The following is a 17,809-nucleotide window of genomic DNA, read 5'->3' as shown; positions in this document are numbered from 1 at the left end:
CTCTTTATGCTGAGCAGTGTGTTTTAAACAGGTCAGGACCATAGTTACAAGTCGTTCTGTTTTTAATTGTAAATGACTTGCCGGTAAAAAAAATATGGTAAAACAACTGTTTTGTTTAAAATCCTTTTTTTACGTCATATTGGACAATTTTGATGTTTCCTGCTATAATTGATCTAATAAATGTTAACAAATGAATGCTGACAAATCATTCCCATTCAACAGGTTATTTATGATGAAAGAACTAAATGTTATGCTGGTCGACGACGACCGTATTATTCTTGACGACATCAGGAGTATGATCAATTGGGAGGCCAACGGCCTGCGGATCGTTGCCACAGCGCCAAACGGGAAAAAAGCGTTTGAGCTTTACCGCCATTATATGCCGGATATTGTTATTACCGACATCAAGATGCCCATTATGGACGGTATGGAACTGGTTGAAAAAATCAGAAAAATAAGCGCGGATACCAAAATCCTCCTCCTGACTTCTTACAAGGAATTTGAATATGCTAAAAAAGCGATAGAACAGGGCATAAGTGACTATTATCTGAAAAATGACATCTCTGCCGAATCCTTTCTGAAAAAGCTGCTGTCAATCAGGGAGGATATCGAAAAGCAACAGAAAACGCATAGCCAGTCGCTGCATCACGTCATGGAAGAGCTAATTGAGGATGGCCCGGATATCGCCCTTGAAAACGCCAGCCCGCAAATACGTGCTGAGCTGGAAAAACAATACTACTTCCTGCTGATGGATGTGTGCAGGCCCCTGCGTATCACCACGAACCCCGCGAACGAAAATCGCGCAGCGCTTGTGGTGCTTTCCAAAAAGCTGGAATGTCTGCATCCTTTTGAAGGCCGTTGCCTTTTCCATGCTGTCGGCAATTTTCATATCCTGGTCGCTCTTGCGCCGTTCGATCCCGCCGCAAAGCCTATGGATCTGTTTCGGAATGCCGCATTGCAAATCAGCCGCTTTCTGGAAGAGGAAACGGGAATGCAATGCTGCTTTGGCTACAGTCTTCCGCGCAGGAATATTCTCGGATACCTGACGGAGTTTTATCCGGAATTTTCCTGCCGGCACGATGCCGCTTTCCTTGCCCCACGCACTCTTTACAATCTGTCGGAGACCGGTGGGCAAGCTGTGCAGGGTACAACAAAAAAAATCATGTGGGAGCTGCGCAAGAATTTTGATACACTTGACGAAGCCGGGCTGCATAGGATAGCGGACGATTTTTTCCACCATGCAGAGCAAACACTTGACTTTAGCTCAGTAAGGGATTTATGTGGGCAGGCCTGCATTTTTCTGGAAGAATACTGCCAGCAACAAGATTTATACCCCTTGCGGGCGGAGTATACGTTTCCACAGGCCGTGCTGTCTACCGCCAAAGATATGAAGCAATGGTTTTTCCGGTCCTTTGAAAACATTTTCCGTAACCGGCGGCAAAGGGCGGAGGGCAGTTACTCCCAAAGTACGCAAAACGCCATCGCTTATATTGACCGGAATTTCAGTCGGTTAGAGCTTTCGATCGCCGAAATAGCACGATTCATTTGTTTGAGCTCGGGACGTATCAGCGTGCTTTTCAAAAAAGAGACTGGAGAGACACTGAACGAATATATCACCAAGGTACGTATCAGCCATGCAAAAAGGCTCTTAACCACTACCACGCTCAAAGTCTATGAGATTGCGGAGCGTGTGGGGTATGGTTCCGGCCAGTATTTCAGCCAGATTTTCCAGCAATATACCGGCCTTAAGCCAAGGGATTACAGGCAAGGCAAAAAAGCTTGATACAAAAAAACCGCGGTTTCAGAATACCGCGGTTTTTTTGTGACACATTTTCAAGAGGAAAAATGCCTCGACCAGTCCGATTTCCGTTCAATCGGACTGTGCTTGTTTGATTGTTTTTTCGTAATCTTTGCGTACCTTTTTTCTTCTGGCCATATCCCGGATTCTCTTGGAATTTTCGGAAACAGCGACGACAATCACAAGGAACAGCCCCAGAAAAATGTTCTGTGTAGTTGCCGGGAGTCCCATGGCTATGAGTCCTGTAAAAATCATGCTGATCGCGAATTCTCCGACAAAGATACCAATAACCATATTATCAAGGACAGTCAGCAGTTGCAGGCCGATCAGTACGCCCATGATCGGCTTAAATGCCATAGAGATCGTTAGCGTATCGAGCTGGACCGACATTGCGGCCGAATAACTGATCTGAAGGATGGCGGCAATACCGAAAAACAAGCCCGCAACAATGAATGACTGCATCTTCACCGTTTCCGTCTTTACGCCCATATTTTTGGCCACGATCTCATCGCATCCCAAAGCTTTCAAATGAGTTGCAAACCTTGTCTTGTAATAAATCAGGAAAAAGATGACCGATGCAATTATGGCATAGATATAAGCATTCGTCCCATTCGCAACGTCGGCTACCTCCTGTGTGATCTTCATTACGCTGTTGATGCCTACCATAAATTTCGCCAAAACCTCGATGACCATGATCATTCCAATGGAAACTACCATAGAAGGTATCTTCGTGACACGGTATACCGCGCCCATTAATGTTCCCGTGACCAGCCCGCTTACGATACACCCGATAATGAGTCCTGCCGGACCGATCACCCGGCTCAAATAACCGCCGATCACGCCGGCAACTACGATCTGGCAGCCGGCGCTCAGGTCAAAAAGCCCCCCTGTAAGGCAAAACGCCATTCCGAAACCGATGATAAGCGGAATCATCGACTGACTCAAAATAACCGAAAGGCTGTTAAAGCCAAATCCGGGCGCTAATATGGAAAACATCAAAAACAGTACCAGTGGAATGATAATAATAACGCCTATTTTTTTTACATACTTCATGCTGCTTCCCTCGTTTGATTCTTGGGGCGGCGAGCAAATCCGCCGCCCGCAGTGCTACCTGACTCCACTCCTTTTCAGAAAATCATTCACCGTGCCGTTTGACAAGATCTTCCATACCAAAATTTTCTCCAAGGGCAATAAATTCCTCTTCCGTAAGGTCCGGATTCTTGGCCTTGTTGAGCATGGTGTCAACTTCTTCAGCCTTAAAGAGCGGGATGTCGCCTTCTACATATTTGTAATAGGCTTCCGCATCCTCCGTGGTAGAGACGGGCATTTCAGCGATACGGATCGACATTTTCTCGTCGCTGATTGGCGTTCCCTGCAATATGTTATATACCATTGCCGCACATACCGTTGCATCGTACGGGATGTGTCCACCCGCAAACGAGCTTGCAATCCCTTCTTCGATCGCTTCCGGCATTCCCGTCGCGAAATCTCCATAATGAAGCATTACCTTGCCAATGCTGTCGGTGTCACGTATGCCCTGGCAAGCCGCTTCAAGTGTCGGCACCTGTGAGGCGACCACACAAACCGCATCCAAGTCCGGATAAGAGGCAATAAAGCTCTCCACAGCTTTTGTCGCTTCATCCGCCTGAGCGATTGCACGAGCTTCTGCAACGATCTCTATGCCGTATTCGTCGCACGCTTTGTTGAATCCGATCTCCCGGTTATCTCCCGTAGTATCTCCTTTTGCCGTGCTGATGATTGCGACCTTCTTTGCTCCGCTTTCGCCTACGCGTTTGCCGAATTCGTAGCCGTGCATAATTTCGTCCTCATAGGTATTGCCGACATAGTATTCCGATTCCGTAACCATTTTACGGATTTCCTCATCATTAATGGAGCGAAGGAAAATCCCCCAATATACGCCCGCTTCCTCACACATCTGCGTAACCTTGGGAAGCGCCGAATCCCCGGATGGAACCACGATGATACCGTCGCACCCTGCCGTGATCAACTTTTCCACTCCTGAGATGAGCCCTTCCGGCGTGAAATCAAAATCCTCCCATTGGGTGGTTCCGCCCATATCCTCGATTACCTGGTTGATATTAATATTTGCATATTTGGTTGCCCCGCTCCCGCTTACCGACAACAGAATTCCCAGCTTTTTTCCTTCCATCGGCTTTTCTCCATTCCCGGCTTGTTGTTCTGTGGATGTTGCCGCGGTTCCTGAATCTGAAGCCCCCGCCGCCTCTTTATCCGAACATCCGGTAAAGATTGTAAAGGAGATACACATCATAATCGCCAGAGCGATAGCCACAACTTTCTTTTTCATATTATTTCTCCCAGTATCATTATTTGGGTTTTGAAAGAGATGCCCATAAACTCTAAAAGCTTTTGGTTACTTAATAACGGGAATATTCTTACGGTCGAATGTAAGCATTACTGCCAGCAGGAAAATAATGCCACGCGTAAGTTGCTGTATCTCGCCGGAAAGTCCACACATCGTCATCCCGTTGGCAAGTATCGTTACAGTAAGGCCCCCGATAATCGCACTTTTGAAACGGCAGTTCGTTCCGCCGGTGAGAGGCATCCCACCAAGTAGTACTGCAATCAGGGCATCCAGTTCAAAACCTGTTCCCGTAAGGCTGGAAGCGCTCCCCGTGCGTAATATATTAAAAAATGCGAGAAAACCGATTGTTCCGCCTGCGATCATAAATCCAATCATCTTTGCCGTTGCCACAGGAACGCCGGACTGAGTCGCCGCAGGTTCGGCGCTCACAGCCTTAACCCACTTTCCTACTTTCGTATACTCAAATGCGATAAATCCCACAACCGCTGCGGCCACCAAAACAATAAATTTCGTTTCCGTGCTGTCCCAGGTCAGCATTTCCATGGGAACTCCCAGGGAGCCGCTGGCCAAGATCACGACGACAAGTCCGGTCAAAACCAGCTTCATCGCCAGCGTCGTGATAAAAGAGTCGACGTGCAGCCGGGAATTTACAAGCCCGTTTACGAGCCCAATAACAAGCCCGGTCACAATCCCCGCAGGTAACGCAAGCATGGGATTGATAAAAGCTACACTCACCGCCACCGCGCAGGAAACCGCAAGGTTACCGCCTAGGGAAAAGTCAAGCGAACCCTGCGCGATGACGAAAGAGAGTCCAATGGCTGAGATGATCGTAAAAAATCCCTCGTTGATGATCGCACGCAAATTCCGTTCTGTAAGCAATTTTCCCTCGCTTGCTATTTGGAAAATGACAATCACCAGAATCAGTGCGGATAAAGGAATGATATTTTGTTTTTGACGCTGCATGAAATCTTTCAGGGAAAAATTGTCTTTTTTCACTTCTGTTATTACCAGTTCCTGTTTCATTTCCTGTTTTCTCCTTTTTCCGTATTCAGATCATATGGTGTATAAGCTCGTTTTCTGAAAGAGTCTCGCTGCGCTCAAATTCTCCGGTAATTTTTCCTCTTTTCATAATGACCACCCGGTCGCACATACCGATCAGCTCGGGGAGCTCCTCAGATATCATCAGGATCGCACATCCCTGTTGTTTCAAGTCCAGCATCAGCTCATAGATCCCCTGTTTTACCCCAATGTCGATCCCACGCGTAGGACAATCGAGGATCAGTGTCTGCGCATGAAAGCCCAACCATTTGGCGATCGCTACCTTTTGTTTGTTTCCGCCCGATAAATACATAACGTATTGATCCACACCGTTCATCTTCACTTCAAGTCTTCCCGCCCATTTCTCCGCAAATTTCCGTTCATCCGATTTGGGAATAACACCGCCTTTAGAAAGCTTGCTTAAGGAAGGAAGGCAAATGTTGTCTTTGATGCTAGAGGCTGTAATCAGCGATTCACGGTCGCGGTCTTTTGAAATGTATCCCATACCGGATTTCATTGCCGAACGCGGATTCTTCACAAGTGTTCCCTTGCCGTGTATTACGCGTCCAATATCCGGATTTATAAGGCCAAAACCGATTTTACCAAGGGTGTGCATCCCACAATCCGTCAGACCGCCAATCCCCAGTATTTCTCCGGCATGGAGCACCAGATCGATTCCCGAGACGCCGCTTCCTGCTACATTCTCAAATTGCAGAGCTATTTTCTTGCTATGCGTAGCAGTGTAATCACTACGGTAAAAATGACCTTTTATCTCACGTCCTACCATCAGGGTTTTGATTCTGTTTTCGGAAAATCCGGATTTTTCAACCTTGTCGACGTAGTGTCCATCGCGCAGGACGGATACGCTGTCACATATTTCCATAACTTCTTCAATATCGTGGGAAATGAAAATAACGGATTTCTTATTCTTCTTCATATCGCGAATGATCCCGTATAGCATCTCGCGTCCCTTTTTGCTGAGCGCAGTCGTAGATTCGTCTACGATCAGGATGTCAGGTTCCGTATACATAGCGCGGGCAATCTCTATCAGCTTCCTGTCTTCCAATACCAGTGTTCCGGCAATCGCTTTTTCATTGATGTGGACTGCGCCGATCCTGTCAAGCATTTTGCGTGCCTCGGACGTCATTTTTCTCACGTTGATCAGGCCATGGTCAAAAAACAAATTCTCTTTGCCAATAAAGATATTCGCCGCGACGGACATATTTGCAAACGTACCCTGTTCCTGTACGATCATGCAGACCTTGTGGTTATTTGCGTCGATCGTACTTTGGGGGTTATAGCTGTCGCCGTTCAGGAACATTTTTCCACTGGTCGCTTGCTGGACTCCTGCTATAATGGAAGCAAGCGTGGATTTCCCTGAACCGTTCTCGCCGATCAGCCCGTGGATACATCCCCGTTCCAGCTCGAGTGAAACACGGTTCAGCGCCACCGTCGGGCCAAATTCTTTTACGATAACTTCTGTACGCAAAAGCAACTCCATATCCATATGCGTTCTCCTTAACAAATCGTTTAATTCTAAAACTCAATGCGTAGCAATTAAATTGAAAAGCAATGAAAAAGTAAGTTCCAATTTTTTAACGTTGATGCGTTTTTTGATCTTCGACATCTTTATTGTAACGGAATAAATTTAGTAACAAAATATGAAAAAACGTATATTTTGTTTAAAATCCTTTTGTCTTTTTGTAAAATATTCCATTTTAGTTGAAATTGTCGTATAGTGGAAGAAAAAAAGAAATCTCCGTTCTTTTCTACCGCTTTTATCACAGGCATACCGTTATGAATTTGTTTCATAAAGCCAGAAAATCATTGAAAAACTCAATCATATCCGCAAAAATAGTCCGTCGTGTGCTTCTTTCGGGCGTGGCGTGTTTTTTGATCGTGCTTCTGGTCGCGGGCGTTTTTCTCTTTCCAATTCTAAAGCAACAGGCAATCGGGCGTGGAAGAACCAGTACAGAACAACTCAGCGACTTATTCAGCAAAGCACAATCCGATATGGAGCAATCCGCAGATTTTATTGCCGGGAATCTCGATTTCAATCAGTTTTTGGGGGAATACCTGCAAAATCCGAATGAGCTTAACCAAAACAGGTTAAGCCTAAAGCTGGAATCGCTCTCCTACGCAAACCCGCAAATCTACTTTATTGCTCTTAAAACGGAGGATTTCCCGGTCATTACTTCTGCATTCCATAAATGGCGGGCTTATGAAGGTCTTTACAAAAATCCCGCATACACAAGATTACTCGAAGCGACGCACGGTGTATATTTTTCCCCAATCTACCAGACAGAAGAACCAGCTATCAGTTCCGGCAAAATAGATAGCTACAATGCCTGTTCTATCTCGAAAAATTATTATATCAGCAATAAAAAATTTACAGTTTCAATATTTTACGGTGTCGATTCCTTTTTAAGGGAGGCCCGCTCTATCTATACGCCGTTTTTGGACAGTTACCGTATCACCTCTAATTCCGGCAAACTCATTTACGAGCAGCAGCCCGACGAATTTGTTTCCCTTTCAGGACTGGAGCACAGTCTCAACACCAGAGGCGAGGTGAAGACGCATGGCGGTTATTTCTTTGCCGAAAACACGAATAATTTCACATGGCAGGTGGAAACCTTTGCCTCCGACAATACGATCAACGGTAGCTTCCTAAGTATTTTTTTTATTATTATATTGTTCTTTTTACTTAGTGTATTAATTACCATATTCTTCATCACCCCTTATGTCCTGCGACGGATGCGTCCCTTAAAGGATCTTTCCGACACGATGGCCGCTTATTCTATCGGACGCAGCGATATTTATTCGACTATAAAGACGGACGATGAGATCAATGAGATGAGCCGCATTTTCAACAGAATGGTAGAAAGCAACAATGCCTATATCCGGGAACTGTTGGAAAGCGAAGAAATGCGCCAGCAAATGAAATACAGCCTGCTGATCAGCCAGATAGATCCGCACTTCATCTATAATACAATGAATATCATTACGGCGCTTGCACGCCAAAAAAAGCATATGGATGTGATTGCGGTCAATCAGGCGCTTGAAAAAATACTCCAGGACAGGCTAAGGGTGCACGATATAGAAATCTATGATACGGTGGAGCATGAAATCCGCATCGTAAAGGAATACGCCCTGATCATGGCGTATCGCTATGGAAATCTAATCGATATGGAGTATCGGGTAGAGGACGGCCTTGAAACGGAGGAAATTCCAAAGAACCTGATCCAGCCGCTAGTGGAAAATGCCTATTACCACGGACTGACCACTGAAGAAGGCGTGGTCGAAGGCCGCATTATTGTTTCTGTGTTTTCTGCTGGGGATGATATCGTCATACAGGTATCTGATAACGGAACAGGCATCCCTGAGGATAAACTCATAAAGCTCAAAAACCGCGAATTCAGCAAGGATTCTGAGCGAGGAAGGCATATTGGTCTTGGCAATGTCGTCGACCGGATCGAATATCTTTATCGCAGAAAGGATTGCATCGAGTATATCAGTTCTGAGGGCAAGGGCTGCACAGTAAAATTGTTTTTAAGCCGTAGAAGGAAAAGTACAGGAATATAAAATCGCCGTATCCCGCAGCAATACCGAGCCTTATTTGAGCCACAATCCCCCTGTTTCTGTGATAATACCTAAAAATTTCCTATAATCGGACTGCGTATACTTTAAAATTGTATTTTTTAACTGTTGTTTTCTTTTCCTTTATTTTCCTTATTGGTAAGGCAAATGAAAGAGCAACCGATCAAAAATAGGCAAAGAAAAAACCTGATAGCTGCATAGTTATCAGGTTTTCTTCATGGTTGCGGGGACAGGATTTGAATTTGTCCGCGCCTGTTTCAGCCCGTTTCATACAATGTCATTTTGTCCAAAATCCGCATGATTAAGCCATTCTTTATTTCAGCATATATCGTCTGATTTTCCTGCTGACATTCTGTAAAGGGTAAATTAAAGGGTGGTAAATGTTACAAAAAAATCGATTCTGAAAGCACTTTATTCATCGTAATTAAGCCACCCTTCCAAAATCTCAGTGCTTTATTTATGCTCATCTTGCAAGTCATGCCAGCAGAACATAAACATATCGAACCATCCTCTGAATCTCATACGCCGCACAAGGCGCTCCGCATTATCTTTATGGCTTTCCTCCTTTAAGCTGATAATTTCTGCTCCGCATTCCACATGGCGGCGTACTTTCCATTTTCACGAAGCAATTCATCATGCGTCCCGGTTTCCGCCACCTTACCCTTCGAAACAACCAAAATCTGATCCGCGTTTTTTACGATAGACAGGGTATGTGCGATCATAACGACGGTTTTATCCTGCTTCATCAGGTTGGCGATTGCCTGTTTGACCGCCAGTTCATTCTCGATGTCGAGGGAGGCCGTCGCCTCGTCCAGCAATAAAACAGGACTGTCTTTCAAAATGGCACGGGCAATCGACAGCCGTTGCCGCTCGCCGCCGGAAAGCAGGATGCCATTCTCGCCTGTTGGCGTATCGTACCCTTTTTCCATCTTACGAATAAATTGGTCGCAGTTCGCCTGTATACATGCCTCTTCAATCTCCTTGTCAGCAGCGCCGGGCCTTGCATGACGGATATTTTCACGTATGGTATCGTTAAACAGGAAAATATCCTGGTCTACCATGGAAATCTGCTCCAAAACCCTTTCGGCAGCGATATTTTGGATTGTTTTTCCGCCAATAGAAATGGTTCCGGATTGCGCTTCATAGTATTTTGCAATCAGGTTCAGTATCGTAGATTTTCCGGAACCCGAATCGCCAACGATCGCTGTCAATTTTCCATTGGGAACGGCAAAAGATATATCCTTCAATACCGGTTCTCCCTGCACATAGGAAAAATCTACGTCAGTAAAAATAATCTCATGTGTTGGAACGTAAAGAGGCTCCATGCTGCCGTTTTCTTCCTTCGTATTCATGATTTCGGTCACCTTGTTTTTTGAAATCATCAGGTTTTTATAGCTCATGAGGCTGCGCGAAATGGAATCCGTTATTTTTGCGAGAATCATGGGAAGCATACAAATCAGCAGATAGGCAACCGGGCTTAACTCCCCGGAGAACACCGGCCCGGAGGCTGCCAGTATCATCAGCGGCAGGCCCATCCCAAGGCAGATACATTGTAATGCGTTGATGGGAATCCCATGCTTTTCATAGGCATAGCTTACATCGCTGAAATCTTTCATTGCCGTTGTTACCGTTTTGTTTTTTGTGCCGCCGATCCCATACGCGCGAAACGCCTGGATGCCCGAAACATATTCGACGATACTGCTCACATTTTCCGCGCTCGCTTCATTTCGTTCCGTTCCGTATTTTTTGACGATGCGGAACGTCCACCACAGGAAAGGAATCAAAACGGCTTCAATCCCGAGCAGGATCAGGCCGCCCGGCAGCCAGATCATTCCTACGAAAATAACCAGCATAACAGCGAAAGCGATATACTTAATCAGGTCGCCTATCGTATGCGTGAGTATTTTCTCATAATTGTTGACGTCGCTGGTGATCACGTTGATATACTGTCCGGTCTGCCCCTGTGCAAAACGGGAAAGGGGTATCCTTTTGATCTTGTCGCCCAAAAACATTCGCACCCGCTTGCTGACGGCAGCGCCGCCGATCTGGGTATTTGTGTAACCAATACTGTAGACCACGATCCTCAGTACAAAAACGATTCCCAAAAACAAAGTCATCCACAGGATAGCGGACAAGTCGAATGAGCCGTCCCACAACATTTTCATCACCGCATAGAGGATCAGGAAATTGCACCCCGATAATAATCCTTCCAGAATGGTCAGAACAATCCCGCCATAAAATTTTTTATTTTTCCGCATTGGGGTTCCGTTCATGTCAGCCCTCCTTTTCCAGCGTGTAGGTCATATTCCGCGCAGTCTCGTAGTCGGTCCATGCCTGGTTATAGTAAGCGTTTTCCCTGCGCACCTCTTCATGCGTGCCTACTGCCGTTATTGTGTGGTCTTCCACTACGGCAACCCCGTCGCACATCTTCAAAGCGTTCAAACGATGTGCGACAATAATCACTGTTTTCCCCTTGCATAAATTGTGGATTGCCCGGTCTATTTCAACCTGGTTTTCAGGATCGGACGCCGACGTTGCCTCGTCCAAAATCAAAATCGGGGCATTCTTTAAAATTGCCCGCGCGATTGCGATCCGTTGCCGTTCACCGCCGGAAAAACGCGAGCCAAAGCTGCCTACCTTGGTATTGTAACCATCAGGAAGGGACATGATGAAATCATCGATCTGCGCCTGTTTTGCCGCTTCGCGCACATCTTCAAGGCTCGCGCTGCTGCCCATACGAATATTTTCCAGAACGGTATCGCGTGTCAGGAAGGTTTTCTGGAACACGATCGCAACATTCCGGAGCAAGGTTTCATAGTTGATGTCTTTGACGTTCTTACCGCCAATGAGAACCTCCCCTTCCTGAGCGTCGTAGAAGCGGGAAACCAGCTCGATCACAGTGCTTTTTCCGGCGCCGGAACGCCCAACGACGCCCATCCTTTCCCCGTCTTTTATATGAAGGCTGCAATCCTTCAGTACGTCGGTCTTTCCGTCATAGGAAAAGCATACGTTTCTCATTTCAATATCATGCTTTTCCGGGAAACCTCCGCCACCTTCATAGGTGGGAATACTCAATATTTCCTGCGTCTTGGTAACGCCTGTAAGCACCTGCGCAAACATGCTCCCAAGCTCCTGTAGCGGACGTATTTCCGTTAAATACAGGGAACCGACGAAGGCAAACAGTAAAAAGATACTTGCAGTAATGGAACCATTGAGGAAAAACAAACTGCCGAGGGGTACAAGGATCAGCATCCCGCATTCGATGATCACGACAAACGAGGCGTAAGCCGGCCCCATTTTGCGGGACATTTTATTCCACACATTATTTTCTTCCGCAATCGCGTCTGAAAACTTCTGGAACGACTGGCTCCCCATGTTGTATGCCTTGATCAGCTTCATCCCACTGATATATTCGACCATCACCGAATTCAGGTTCGCGACAGAACGGTTTGCCCGGTCCATCATGCCCGAAGCATTTTTGAACATCACTCCCATGACGATCAAAGCAAGCGCCAACGGTACGAGAGAGATCAAAGCAAGCGGCACATTGACCGTCATCAGGTAAATAAAAATCGCAACCGGGCCTATCAGATAACATACAAGCTCCGGGACGTTATGCGCCAAAAACAGTTCCAGCTTTTCGATATCTTCGTTCAGTACCGTTTTGATCTCACCGGTGCTTCGTTCGTTGAGCGCCCCCAAGGGTACCTTTGCCATGTGGTCGGCTACCATGCACCGTACCTTGAACAGAGCGCGGTACGCTCCCTTGTGCGACGCGACGCCGGATGCGCCAAACAGCACAAATCGGGCCACCACAGCTACTGCGACCAACACCGTGATTTGCACGACAAGCGCGGGTGTGTAGGTATTGGTATAGATAGCGTTGATCAACTGGTATATCCCAAAATAAGGGATCATGGTACAAAGTCCGCTTACAAGCGATAATATAACAGCCAGATACATCCAGTTCTTTTCCCGTCCCGCCCATTTCAGAAGCAGTTTGACGGGCTTTTCTTTTTTTGACATTAAAATTATCTCCTCCCGGGAAATTTTCCCCATTATAATACAAACAACCTTTTCAATTTTTTCTCCGCACCTGCTGCTACCGGCAGGTCGTCGCATTGCTCGCCATGGTCGACATGCAACACGCGCGTACAGGTACGGCAAATAAATTCATAATCATGAGTCACGATAAAAATGATCTTCCCCATGGAAGCGAGCTCCCGCACAAGAGCGGCAACCTGTGCCATGCTGTCGAAATCGAGGCCGCTCGTCGGCTCGTCGAAAACGAGCAGCTCCTTCCCACAGATCATACTGACCGCCACGGCGACACGCTGCTTTTGTCCGCCGGACAGGGTATTCGGATGCTTCCCGCAATAAGAGGTAAGGCCCAGCTCTTCCATGGTACGGTTTACCAGTTCCAGATCGGGATTTCGAATCCCGAAAGAGCATTCCGCTTTCACACTCTCCGCGAACAATTCATAGTTAACGTCCTGCATCACCATATAGGAATGCTTCAGCCGTCCTTTCCTGTCCTGCCGGCATCCATCCCATTCAAATGATCCGGCGGTTTTTTTGTGCAGTCCGCAAAGCGTGCGGGAAAGTGTCGTTTTTCCGGCCCCGTTATGCCCAACAACGCCAATCACCTCGCCCGCTCCGGCCGACAGATTGATATGTTCGAGTACAGGCCGTTTTTTGTAATACATACTTACGTCGCTTAGTTTCAGCCGCGGCTCTGCTGGAGTAAAGCAATCTGCTTCCGGGTGAACCTGCTGCAAGTCCACCGCCCGCAGTCCCATTTTTTCGCGCTTTTCCTGCGGCATCCGCCGGAATTCTTCCGGGGTATATATCCCGGCGATCTCACCTTGATCCAGGTAAATAATACGGTCCGCGATTTCCATTAGAAAATGCAGGCGGTGTTCCGCGATTACAATCGTTTTACCTTCGCGTTTTACAAGCCTGAGATGCTCCTTCAGGTCGCCGATTGCCGTCATGTCGAGATTCGACGAAGGTTCGTCCAGCAGGTAGATATCAGGATTCATCGCATACACAGACGCAAAGGCGATCTTTTGTTTTTCCCCGCCGGATAATTCATGCAGCCCCCGTCCTCGCAGGTTTTGTATCCGCAGCGCGTCTGTCGTTTCTTCGATCCGTTTTTGGAGCTCATGCGGCGGCCACGCTTCGTTTTCGATTCCAAAGACGATTTCACTGTCTGTATCGACGTTGAAAAATTGCGTACGCGGATTTTGAAACACGGAGCCTATTTTTTTTGCAAGCTCATACATCGGTATCCCTGTGACGTCTTCGCCGTCTACCGTAACCGATCCGGTCAACGTTCCGGGATAAAAGCGCGGCGCCAATCCGTTGACCAATCTGGTAATTGTAGTTTTCCCACAGCCGCTGCGCCCGCAAAGCAAAACGCATTCGCCGTCTTTTATGGTAAGGTTGATATTCCGCAGCCCGTCCCGCGCCTGCCCTGCATAAGAAAAAGATACATGATCGAGTCTAATCACAGGAACACCCCCTTGCAAAACTGTCCAACCAAAAATACTGCCAGAAAACAGGCTATCGCGATGATATCCGCCGCTCCGATTCCGATCTGCACGAGGCTCGTACGGGGAACGGGATTTTCAATGCCCCTTGTCATGGAAGCGATTGCCAGTTCATCCGACGTTTTGGAAGCCGCCATCATCAGGGGGACGTAAACGCATTCCACCGTCATCCCCGGATGGGTAAACAGCCCCTTTAAGGATAAGGACACGTCCCGCAGCTTCATCGCGTCCCTTATGTAGCGCCAGTCCTCACGTATGGTTGGAAGATACCGCAGCATTATGGCAAGCGGGATCGTGACCTTCCGGGGCAGGCGAACACGATTCATCGCAGAAAGAAATTCTCCTACTTTTGTCGTTGGGATAATGATCCCCGCAAGTATCCCGCAGGGATAGACCTTATGCACCAGTCCGAGGAATGCCACCAGCATCGCTTGTGCAGTTCCATTAAGTTGCATCGCTCCCAATGTCAGAAAATAGATTGCGATGTAAACCGCAACGCTGATCAGCGAATACCGCAGTTTTCCGCATATGATACCAAACAGCGCCACCACGAGCACCAGTACGATTTCGTACGGCAACGACGGCGCCATGGTTGCGGACAGGACACACAATATCAAAAGGATCATTTTGGTACGGGGATCAAACCACATCCCGCCGCGGGCACTTTTTTTCCTCATGCCGTAATTCCGGCTTTCTCAAATTGCCTTTTGAGCAGTTTCCTGCCGATCAATCCGCTGACGACCGCAAGCCCAATGGTACCCAATAAAATCACAGGCAGCATTCCCGTTGGCGCGGACGCCGTCATGATATCGATGTATTCCTGTCCCGTTCCATTGTTCAGCATTGTCCCCGCCCATGCCGCAGGATCGGCGAAATAAGCGATAAATACTCCTGCAGGCCCAAGGCAGAAAAGCGCGTAGGCAAAAATGTTCCATTTGACGCTGCGGTATTGTTTTACACCCGCGATAAAATCAGCCACAATTCCCATCACGACATAACCGATATCCATAGCCCAGTGCATTCCGGTCAAAAACCAGATCAAGCCGTTAATGGCTCCGACAATCATAATCGCGCCGCGTTTAGGCACTTTGGCGATCATCAGCAGGAATATCGGCCCGCATAGAATGGCGATTCCAAACGGCTGGTAGAACGTCAGCACCGGATTCGGTGCAAATGGAATTGAACCAATCAATTCAAAAACGAAAACCAGTGCGGTAAAAATACCGACTGTAACCAAATCTTTTACTGTCAGTCCCTTCTTTTCCAAAGTTGTCTGTATTATCATGATAATCCTCCTTTTTTGCGCCTTTTACTTGACGCTTTTGTTTTGATGTGCTACGCTTCAATTAGCTACCGCTTACTCTCATAAAAAACAATACTCCGCGGTCTGCATCATGACAATACTTTGGAAGCGCGTTCGTGTTTTCGGGGTAAACATTCGTGTGATCGTGGTATTCGGAGCGGTGCAATGATGAATATGAATGAGATTATTGAAAACTATTATAAAGATAAATTTGCGCAGGAAGGCTTTTTCCCGGATTTGAAAAATAAGGACTACTGCACGCTTGGCTCCGTGTGGCGGTTGTCCGATGAAATAGGGGAAGGCGTTTTTTGGATTTACGGGCAAAAGGATTTATTTGATATCAAAATCCATGATTTTTTCCTGCACGAAGATACGGTGCTGGAGTTTGATATGCCGGAATGCCTTGGGATTATGAGCCACACTTCCGTATCCGGCGAAGAGCTTACCCCTTACCGCAGACTGGAGGCCGGCATTGTCAAAAGCTTCATCGGCGGATATGAACCGTATAAAATATTGGTGCACAAAAAGATCCCTATCCGTTCCGTCGGAATAGAAATTATGCCCGCCTACTATGAAGATTACCTGAAACAGCAATATCCCGGAGAATACCTGCGTCCGCACGAAGCCTTTGCGGAGGTTGACCAGACGATGGATTTCCCTGAGATGTCCCGGCTGCTCACCCAGGTGAAAAATTATCGTGGCGAAGGCATGGCCGCTAAACTTTTTTATGCAGGAAAGGTGGCGGAAGCCGTGTCGCTCATCGTGGAGCGGAGTAAAAAACGAAAGAACGAGCAGACTGCCGGGCGGCGCCTGTCCGAGCAGGACGTCAGGCAGCTTGAAACGATCACGTCTTTCCTGAATGACCATTACGCACAGGATACGACCACAGAGCAGCTTGTACGGATCGCCTGCATGGGCGCAACCAAACTGCAGACTACCTTCAAGCGATATCACGGCTGTACGATCACTGCCTATATCCAGCAGAGGCGAATGAGCCAGGCGGAATACTTATTATCCAGTACTGATTTGACCATAGGGCAGGTTGCCCAAACTGTAGGCTATTCCAAAGCCAGCCGCTTTGCCGAATTGTTCCGCAAGAGTACCGGCCTTTTGCCCGGAGAATATCAAAAAATGGCGCGGAAACAATGAACGGGATCAGCCCAGCGAACGATTAGGAAACCGTTGACGAAGCTATGAAAAAAGACAGTGCAAAAAGGATGCAAAGCTACATCAATTCTGTAAATAGTAAATTGAAGGGTAAACGATCAAAAACAGGCAAAGAAAAAACCTGATAAACCGCATGGTTATCAGGTTTTCTTTATGGTTGCGGGGACAGGATTTGAACCTGCGACCTCCGGGTTATGAGCCCGACGAGCTACCAAACTGCTCTACCCCGCGACGTATTTCAAACTGTTTATCTAAGACAGCTTAATTATTATATAACAGGTGGCAGAGGATGTCAAGAGGAAAGCGCGTTTATATAATGAAATCATGTATAAGCTATTTCTATGCAGATGCAATATGATTTATGCAATCCTATGTCGAGGGCAAAGAGAGGGCTATTTTCTACTCCATCTTTTTGGCGTTACTACAGGCTCAGAATGTTCGACATTATCTGAATGCAAAATCTTCTTGCTCTCATCCAATTGTCTTTTTGCTTCATCTAATTCTTTAAACAGACTTAGATTATGCTTGACTTTAACCATATCAAGATAGTAATCACCCCCATTAGTTCTCACTAGCCAAAAACGTGTATTTGTACTAATTATGGGTATGGATAATTCTTCTAACACATTGTTAAATTCCCACATATCACTTTCCCTCATAATCTCTCTCTCTTTTATTAAATCAAATCTAAAAATATACTTTTAAGAAACAACAAGATGCAATTATTCATTACCATAATATCACCAATGGAGTTATCTATGCAATATGCATGAAAGGATACCGTGATATCATGAATTGTGTATGATATAATTAGATTATTAGACATGAAAATGATCTATAGATTATCTGGGGAAATCGATGAAAAATGCTATGACTACAAACTTGAATACTTGTGGATTGATTGGTTAAGATGCTGCTTGTACTTATAGCATCTTAAAAAACCTTATTTGATGTTTATTTTAATTAGGCGTATCTACTGAAATTGTATTACCGTTACTTTTGACGCATAA

The 17,809-nt window shown here is 46.5% G+C and carries 13 protein-coding genes and 1 tRNA gene; 3 read left to right on the top strand and 11 right to left on the bottom strand.

From position 1 onward, the window contains the following. Window positions 1–229 precede the first annotated feature (229 nt). Window positions 230–1,783 (top strand): response regulator transcription factor, encoded by a 1,554-nt coding sequence (locus ACS5WU_RS04570; protein WP_465088988.1) that lies wholly within the window; start codon window positions 230–232, stop codon window positions 1,781–1,783. An 87-nt stretch (window positions 1,784–1,870) separates the two neighbouring features. On the opposite strand, the gene ACS5WU_RS04565 is transcribed toward ACS5WU_RS04570, so the two are convergent. From ACS5WU_RS04565 to ACS5WU_RS04550, 4 genes are all read right to left on the bottom strand, one after another. Continuing rightward, entirely contained in the window at window positions 1,871–2,851 is a 981-nt protein-coding gene (locus tag ACS5WU_RS04565) for an ABC transporter permease (protein WP_302760890.1), read from the bottom strand. Between the two features lie 82 nt (window positions 2,852–2,933). After that, window positions 2,934–4,124 (bottom strand): sugar ABC transporter substrate-binding protein, encoded by a 1,191-nt coding sequence (locus ACS5WU_RS04560; protein ID WP_302760892.1) that lies wholly within the window; start codon window positions 4,122–4,124, stop codon window positions 2,934–2,936. Between the two features lie 66 nt (window positions 4,125–4,190). After that, a complete protein-coding gene (locus ACS5WU_RS04555; RefSeq protein ID WP_302760894.1) occupies window positions 4,191–5,165 on the bottom strand; it encodes an ABC transporter permease in 975 nt (324 codons plus the stop codon). A 25-nt stretch (window positions 5,166–5,190) separates the two neighbouring features. Then, complete coding sequence (locus tag ACS5WU_RS04550; RefSeq protein ID WP_302760896.1) at window positions 5,191–6,687, bottom strand: sugar ABC transporter ATP-binding protein; 1,497 nt, start codon at window positions 6,685–6,687, stop codon at window positions 5,191–5,193. A gap of 320 nt (window positions 6,688–7,007) precedes the next feature. Between ACS5WU_RS04550 and ACS5WU_RS04545 the strand changes: the two genes are divergently transcribed. Beyond that, window positions 7,008–8,762: a sensor histidine kinase gene (locus tag ACS5WU_RS04545; RefSeq protein WP_302760898.1), complete on the top strand. Its 1,755-nt coding sequence runs from the start codon at window positions 7,008–7,010 to the stop codon at window positions 8,760–8,762. Between the two features lie 581 nt (window positions 8,763–9,343). On the opposite strand, the gene ACS5WU_RS04540 is transcribed toward ACS5WU_RS04545, so the two are convergent. Genes ACS5WU_RS04540 through ACS5WU_RS04520 form a run of 5 tightly spaced genes read right to left on the bottom strand, consistent with a single transcriptional unit; the run spans window position 9,344 to window position 15,614 of the window. Further along, window positions 9,344–11,050, bottom strand: coding sequence for an ABC transporter ATP-binding protein (locus ACS5WU_RS04540; RefSeq protein WP_465088987.1), 1,707 nt, complete (start codon window positions 11,048–11,050; stop codon window positions 9,344–9,346). A 1-nt stretch (window position 11,051) separates the two neighbouring features. Continuing rightward, on the bottom strand, window positions 11,052–12,803 hold the full coding sequence (locus ACS5WU_RS04535) for an ABC transporter ATP-binding protein (RefSeq protein ID WP_465088986.1): 1,752 nt from the start codon (window positions 12,801–12,803) through the stop codon (window positions 11,052–11,054). Between the two features lie 32 nt (window positions 12,804–12,835). Next, a complete protein-coding gene (locus tag ACS5WU_RS04530; RefSeq protein WP_465088985.1) occupies window positions 12,836–14,290 on the bottom strand; it encodes an ABC transporter ATP-binding protein in 1,455 nt (484 codons plus the stop codon). Beyond that, on the bottom strand, window positions 14,287–15,006 hold the full coding sequence (locus ACS5WU_RS04525) for an energy-coupling factor transporter transmembrane component T (RefSeq protein WP_465088984.1): 720 nt from the start codon (window positions 15,004–15,006) through the stop codon (window positions 14,287–14,289). Before ACS5WU_RS04525 ends, ACS5WU_RS04530 begins: the two co-directional genes overlap by 4 nt. Next, on the bottom strand, window positions 15,003–15,614 hold the full coding sequence (locus ACS5WU_RS04520; protein WP_465088983.1) for an MptD family putative ECF transporter S component: 612 nt from the start codon (window positions 15,612–15,614) through the stop codon (window positions 15,003–15,005). The genes ACS5WU_RS04525 and ACS5WU_RS04520 overlap by 4 nt, the downstream gene beginning before the upstream one ends. A 192-nt stretch (window positions 15,615–15,806) precedes the next feature. On the opposite strand from ACS5WU_RS04520, the gene ACS5WU_RS04515 reads away from it, so the two are divergent. Next, window positions 15,807–16,781, top strand: coding sequence for an AraC family transcriptional regulator (locus ACS5WU_RS04515; RefSeq protein ID WP_465089000.1), 975 nt, complete (start codon window positions 15,807–15,809; stop codon window positions 16,779–16,781). Between the two features lie 172 nt (window positions 16,782–16,953). Here ACS5WU_RS04515 and ACS5WU_RS04510 read toward each other — a convergent pair. Both ACS5WU_RS04510 and ACS5WU_RS04505 read right to left on the bottom strand, forming a co-directional pair. Continuing rightward, window positions 16,954–17,030, bottom strand: a tRNA-Met gene (locus ACS5WU_RS04510). Window positions 17,031–17,191: 161 nt separating this feature from the next. Then, window positions 17,192–17,458, bottom strand: coding sequence for a hypothetical protein (locus tag ACS5WU_RS04505; RefSeq protein ID WP_465088982.1), 267 nt, complete (start codon window positions 17,456–17,458; stop codon window positions 17,192–17,194). Window positions 17,459–17,809 lie beyond the last annotated feature (351 nt).

It is taken from the genome of Christensenella sp. KGMB01412, assembly GCF_055522415.1.
This window is presented reverse-complemented; position numbering and strand designations above follow the sequence as displayed.

Bases quoted from the DNA above. Each gene is read 5' to 3' on its own strand.
- ACS5WU_RS04570 (WP_465088988.1), top strand. From the start codon at position 230: ATGATGAAAGAACTAAATGTTATGCTGGTCGACGACGACCGTATTATT.
- ACS5WU_RS04565 (WP_302760890.1), bottom strand. From the start codon at position 2,851: ATGAAGTATGTAAAAAAAATAGGCGTTATTATTATCATTCCACTGGTA.
- ACS5WU_RS04560 (WP_302760892.1), bottom strand. From the start codon at position 4,124: ATGAAAAAGAAAGTTGTGGCTATCGCTCTGGCGATTATGATGTGTATC.
- ACS5WU_RS04555 (WP_302760894.1), bottom strand. From the start codon at position 5,165: ATGAAACAGGAACTGGTAATAACAGAAGTGAAAAAAGACAATTTTTCC.
- ACS5WU_RS04550 (WP_302760896.1), bottom strand. From the start codon at position 6,687: ATGGATATGGAGTTGCTTTTGCGTACAGAAGTTATCGTAAAAGAATTT.
- ACS5WU_RS04540 (WP_465088987.1), bottom strand. From the start codon at position 11,050: ATGAACGGAACCCCAATGCGGAAAAATAAAAAATTTTATGGCGGGATT.
- ACS5WU_RS04535 (WP_465088986.1), bottom strand. From the start codon at position 12,803: ATGTCAAAAAAAGAAAAGCCCGTCAAACTGCTTCTGAAATGGGCGGGA.
- ACS5WU_RS04525 (WP_465088984.1), bottom strand. From the start codon at position 15,006: ATGAGGAAAAAAAGTGCCCGCGGCGGGATGTGGTTTGATCCCCGTACC.
- ACS5WU_RS04520 (WP_465088983.1), bottom strand. From the start codon at position 15,614: ATGATAATACAGACAACTTTGGAAAAGAAGGGACTGACAGTAAAAGAT.
- ACS5WU_RS04515 (WP_465089000.1), top strand. From the start codon at position 15,807: ATGAATGAGATTATTGAAAACTATTATAAAGATAAATTTGCGCAGGAA.
- ACS5WU_RS04505 (WP_465088982.1), bottom strand. From the start codon at position 17,458: ATGAGGGAAAGTGATATGTGGGAATTTAACAATGTGTTAGAAGAATTA.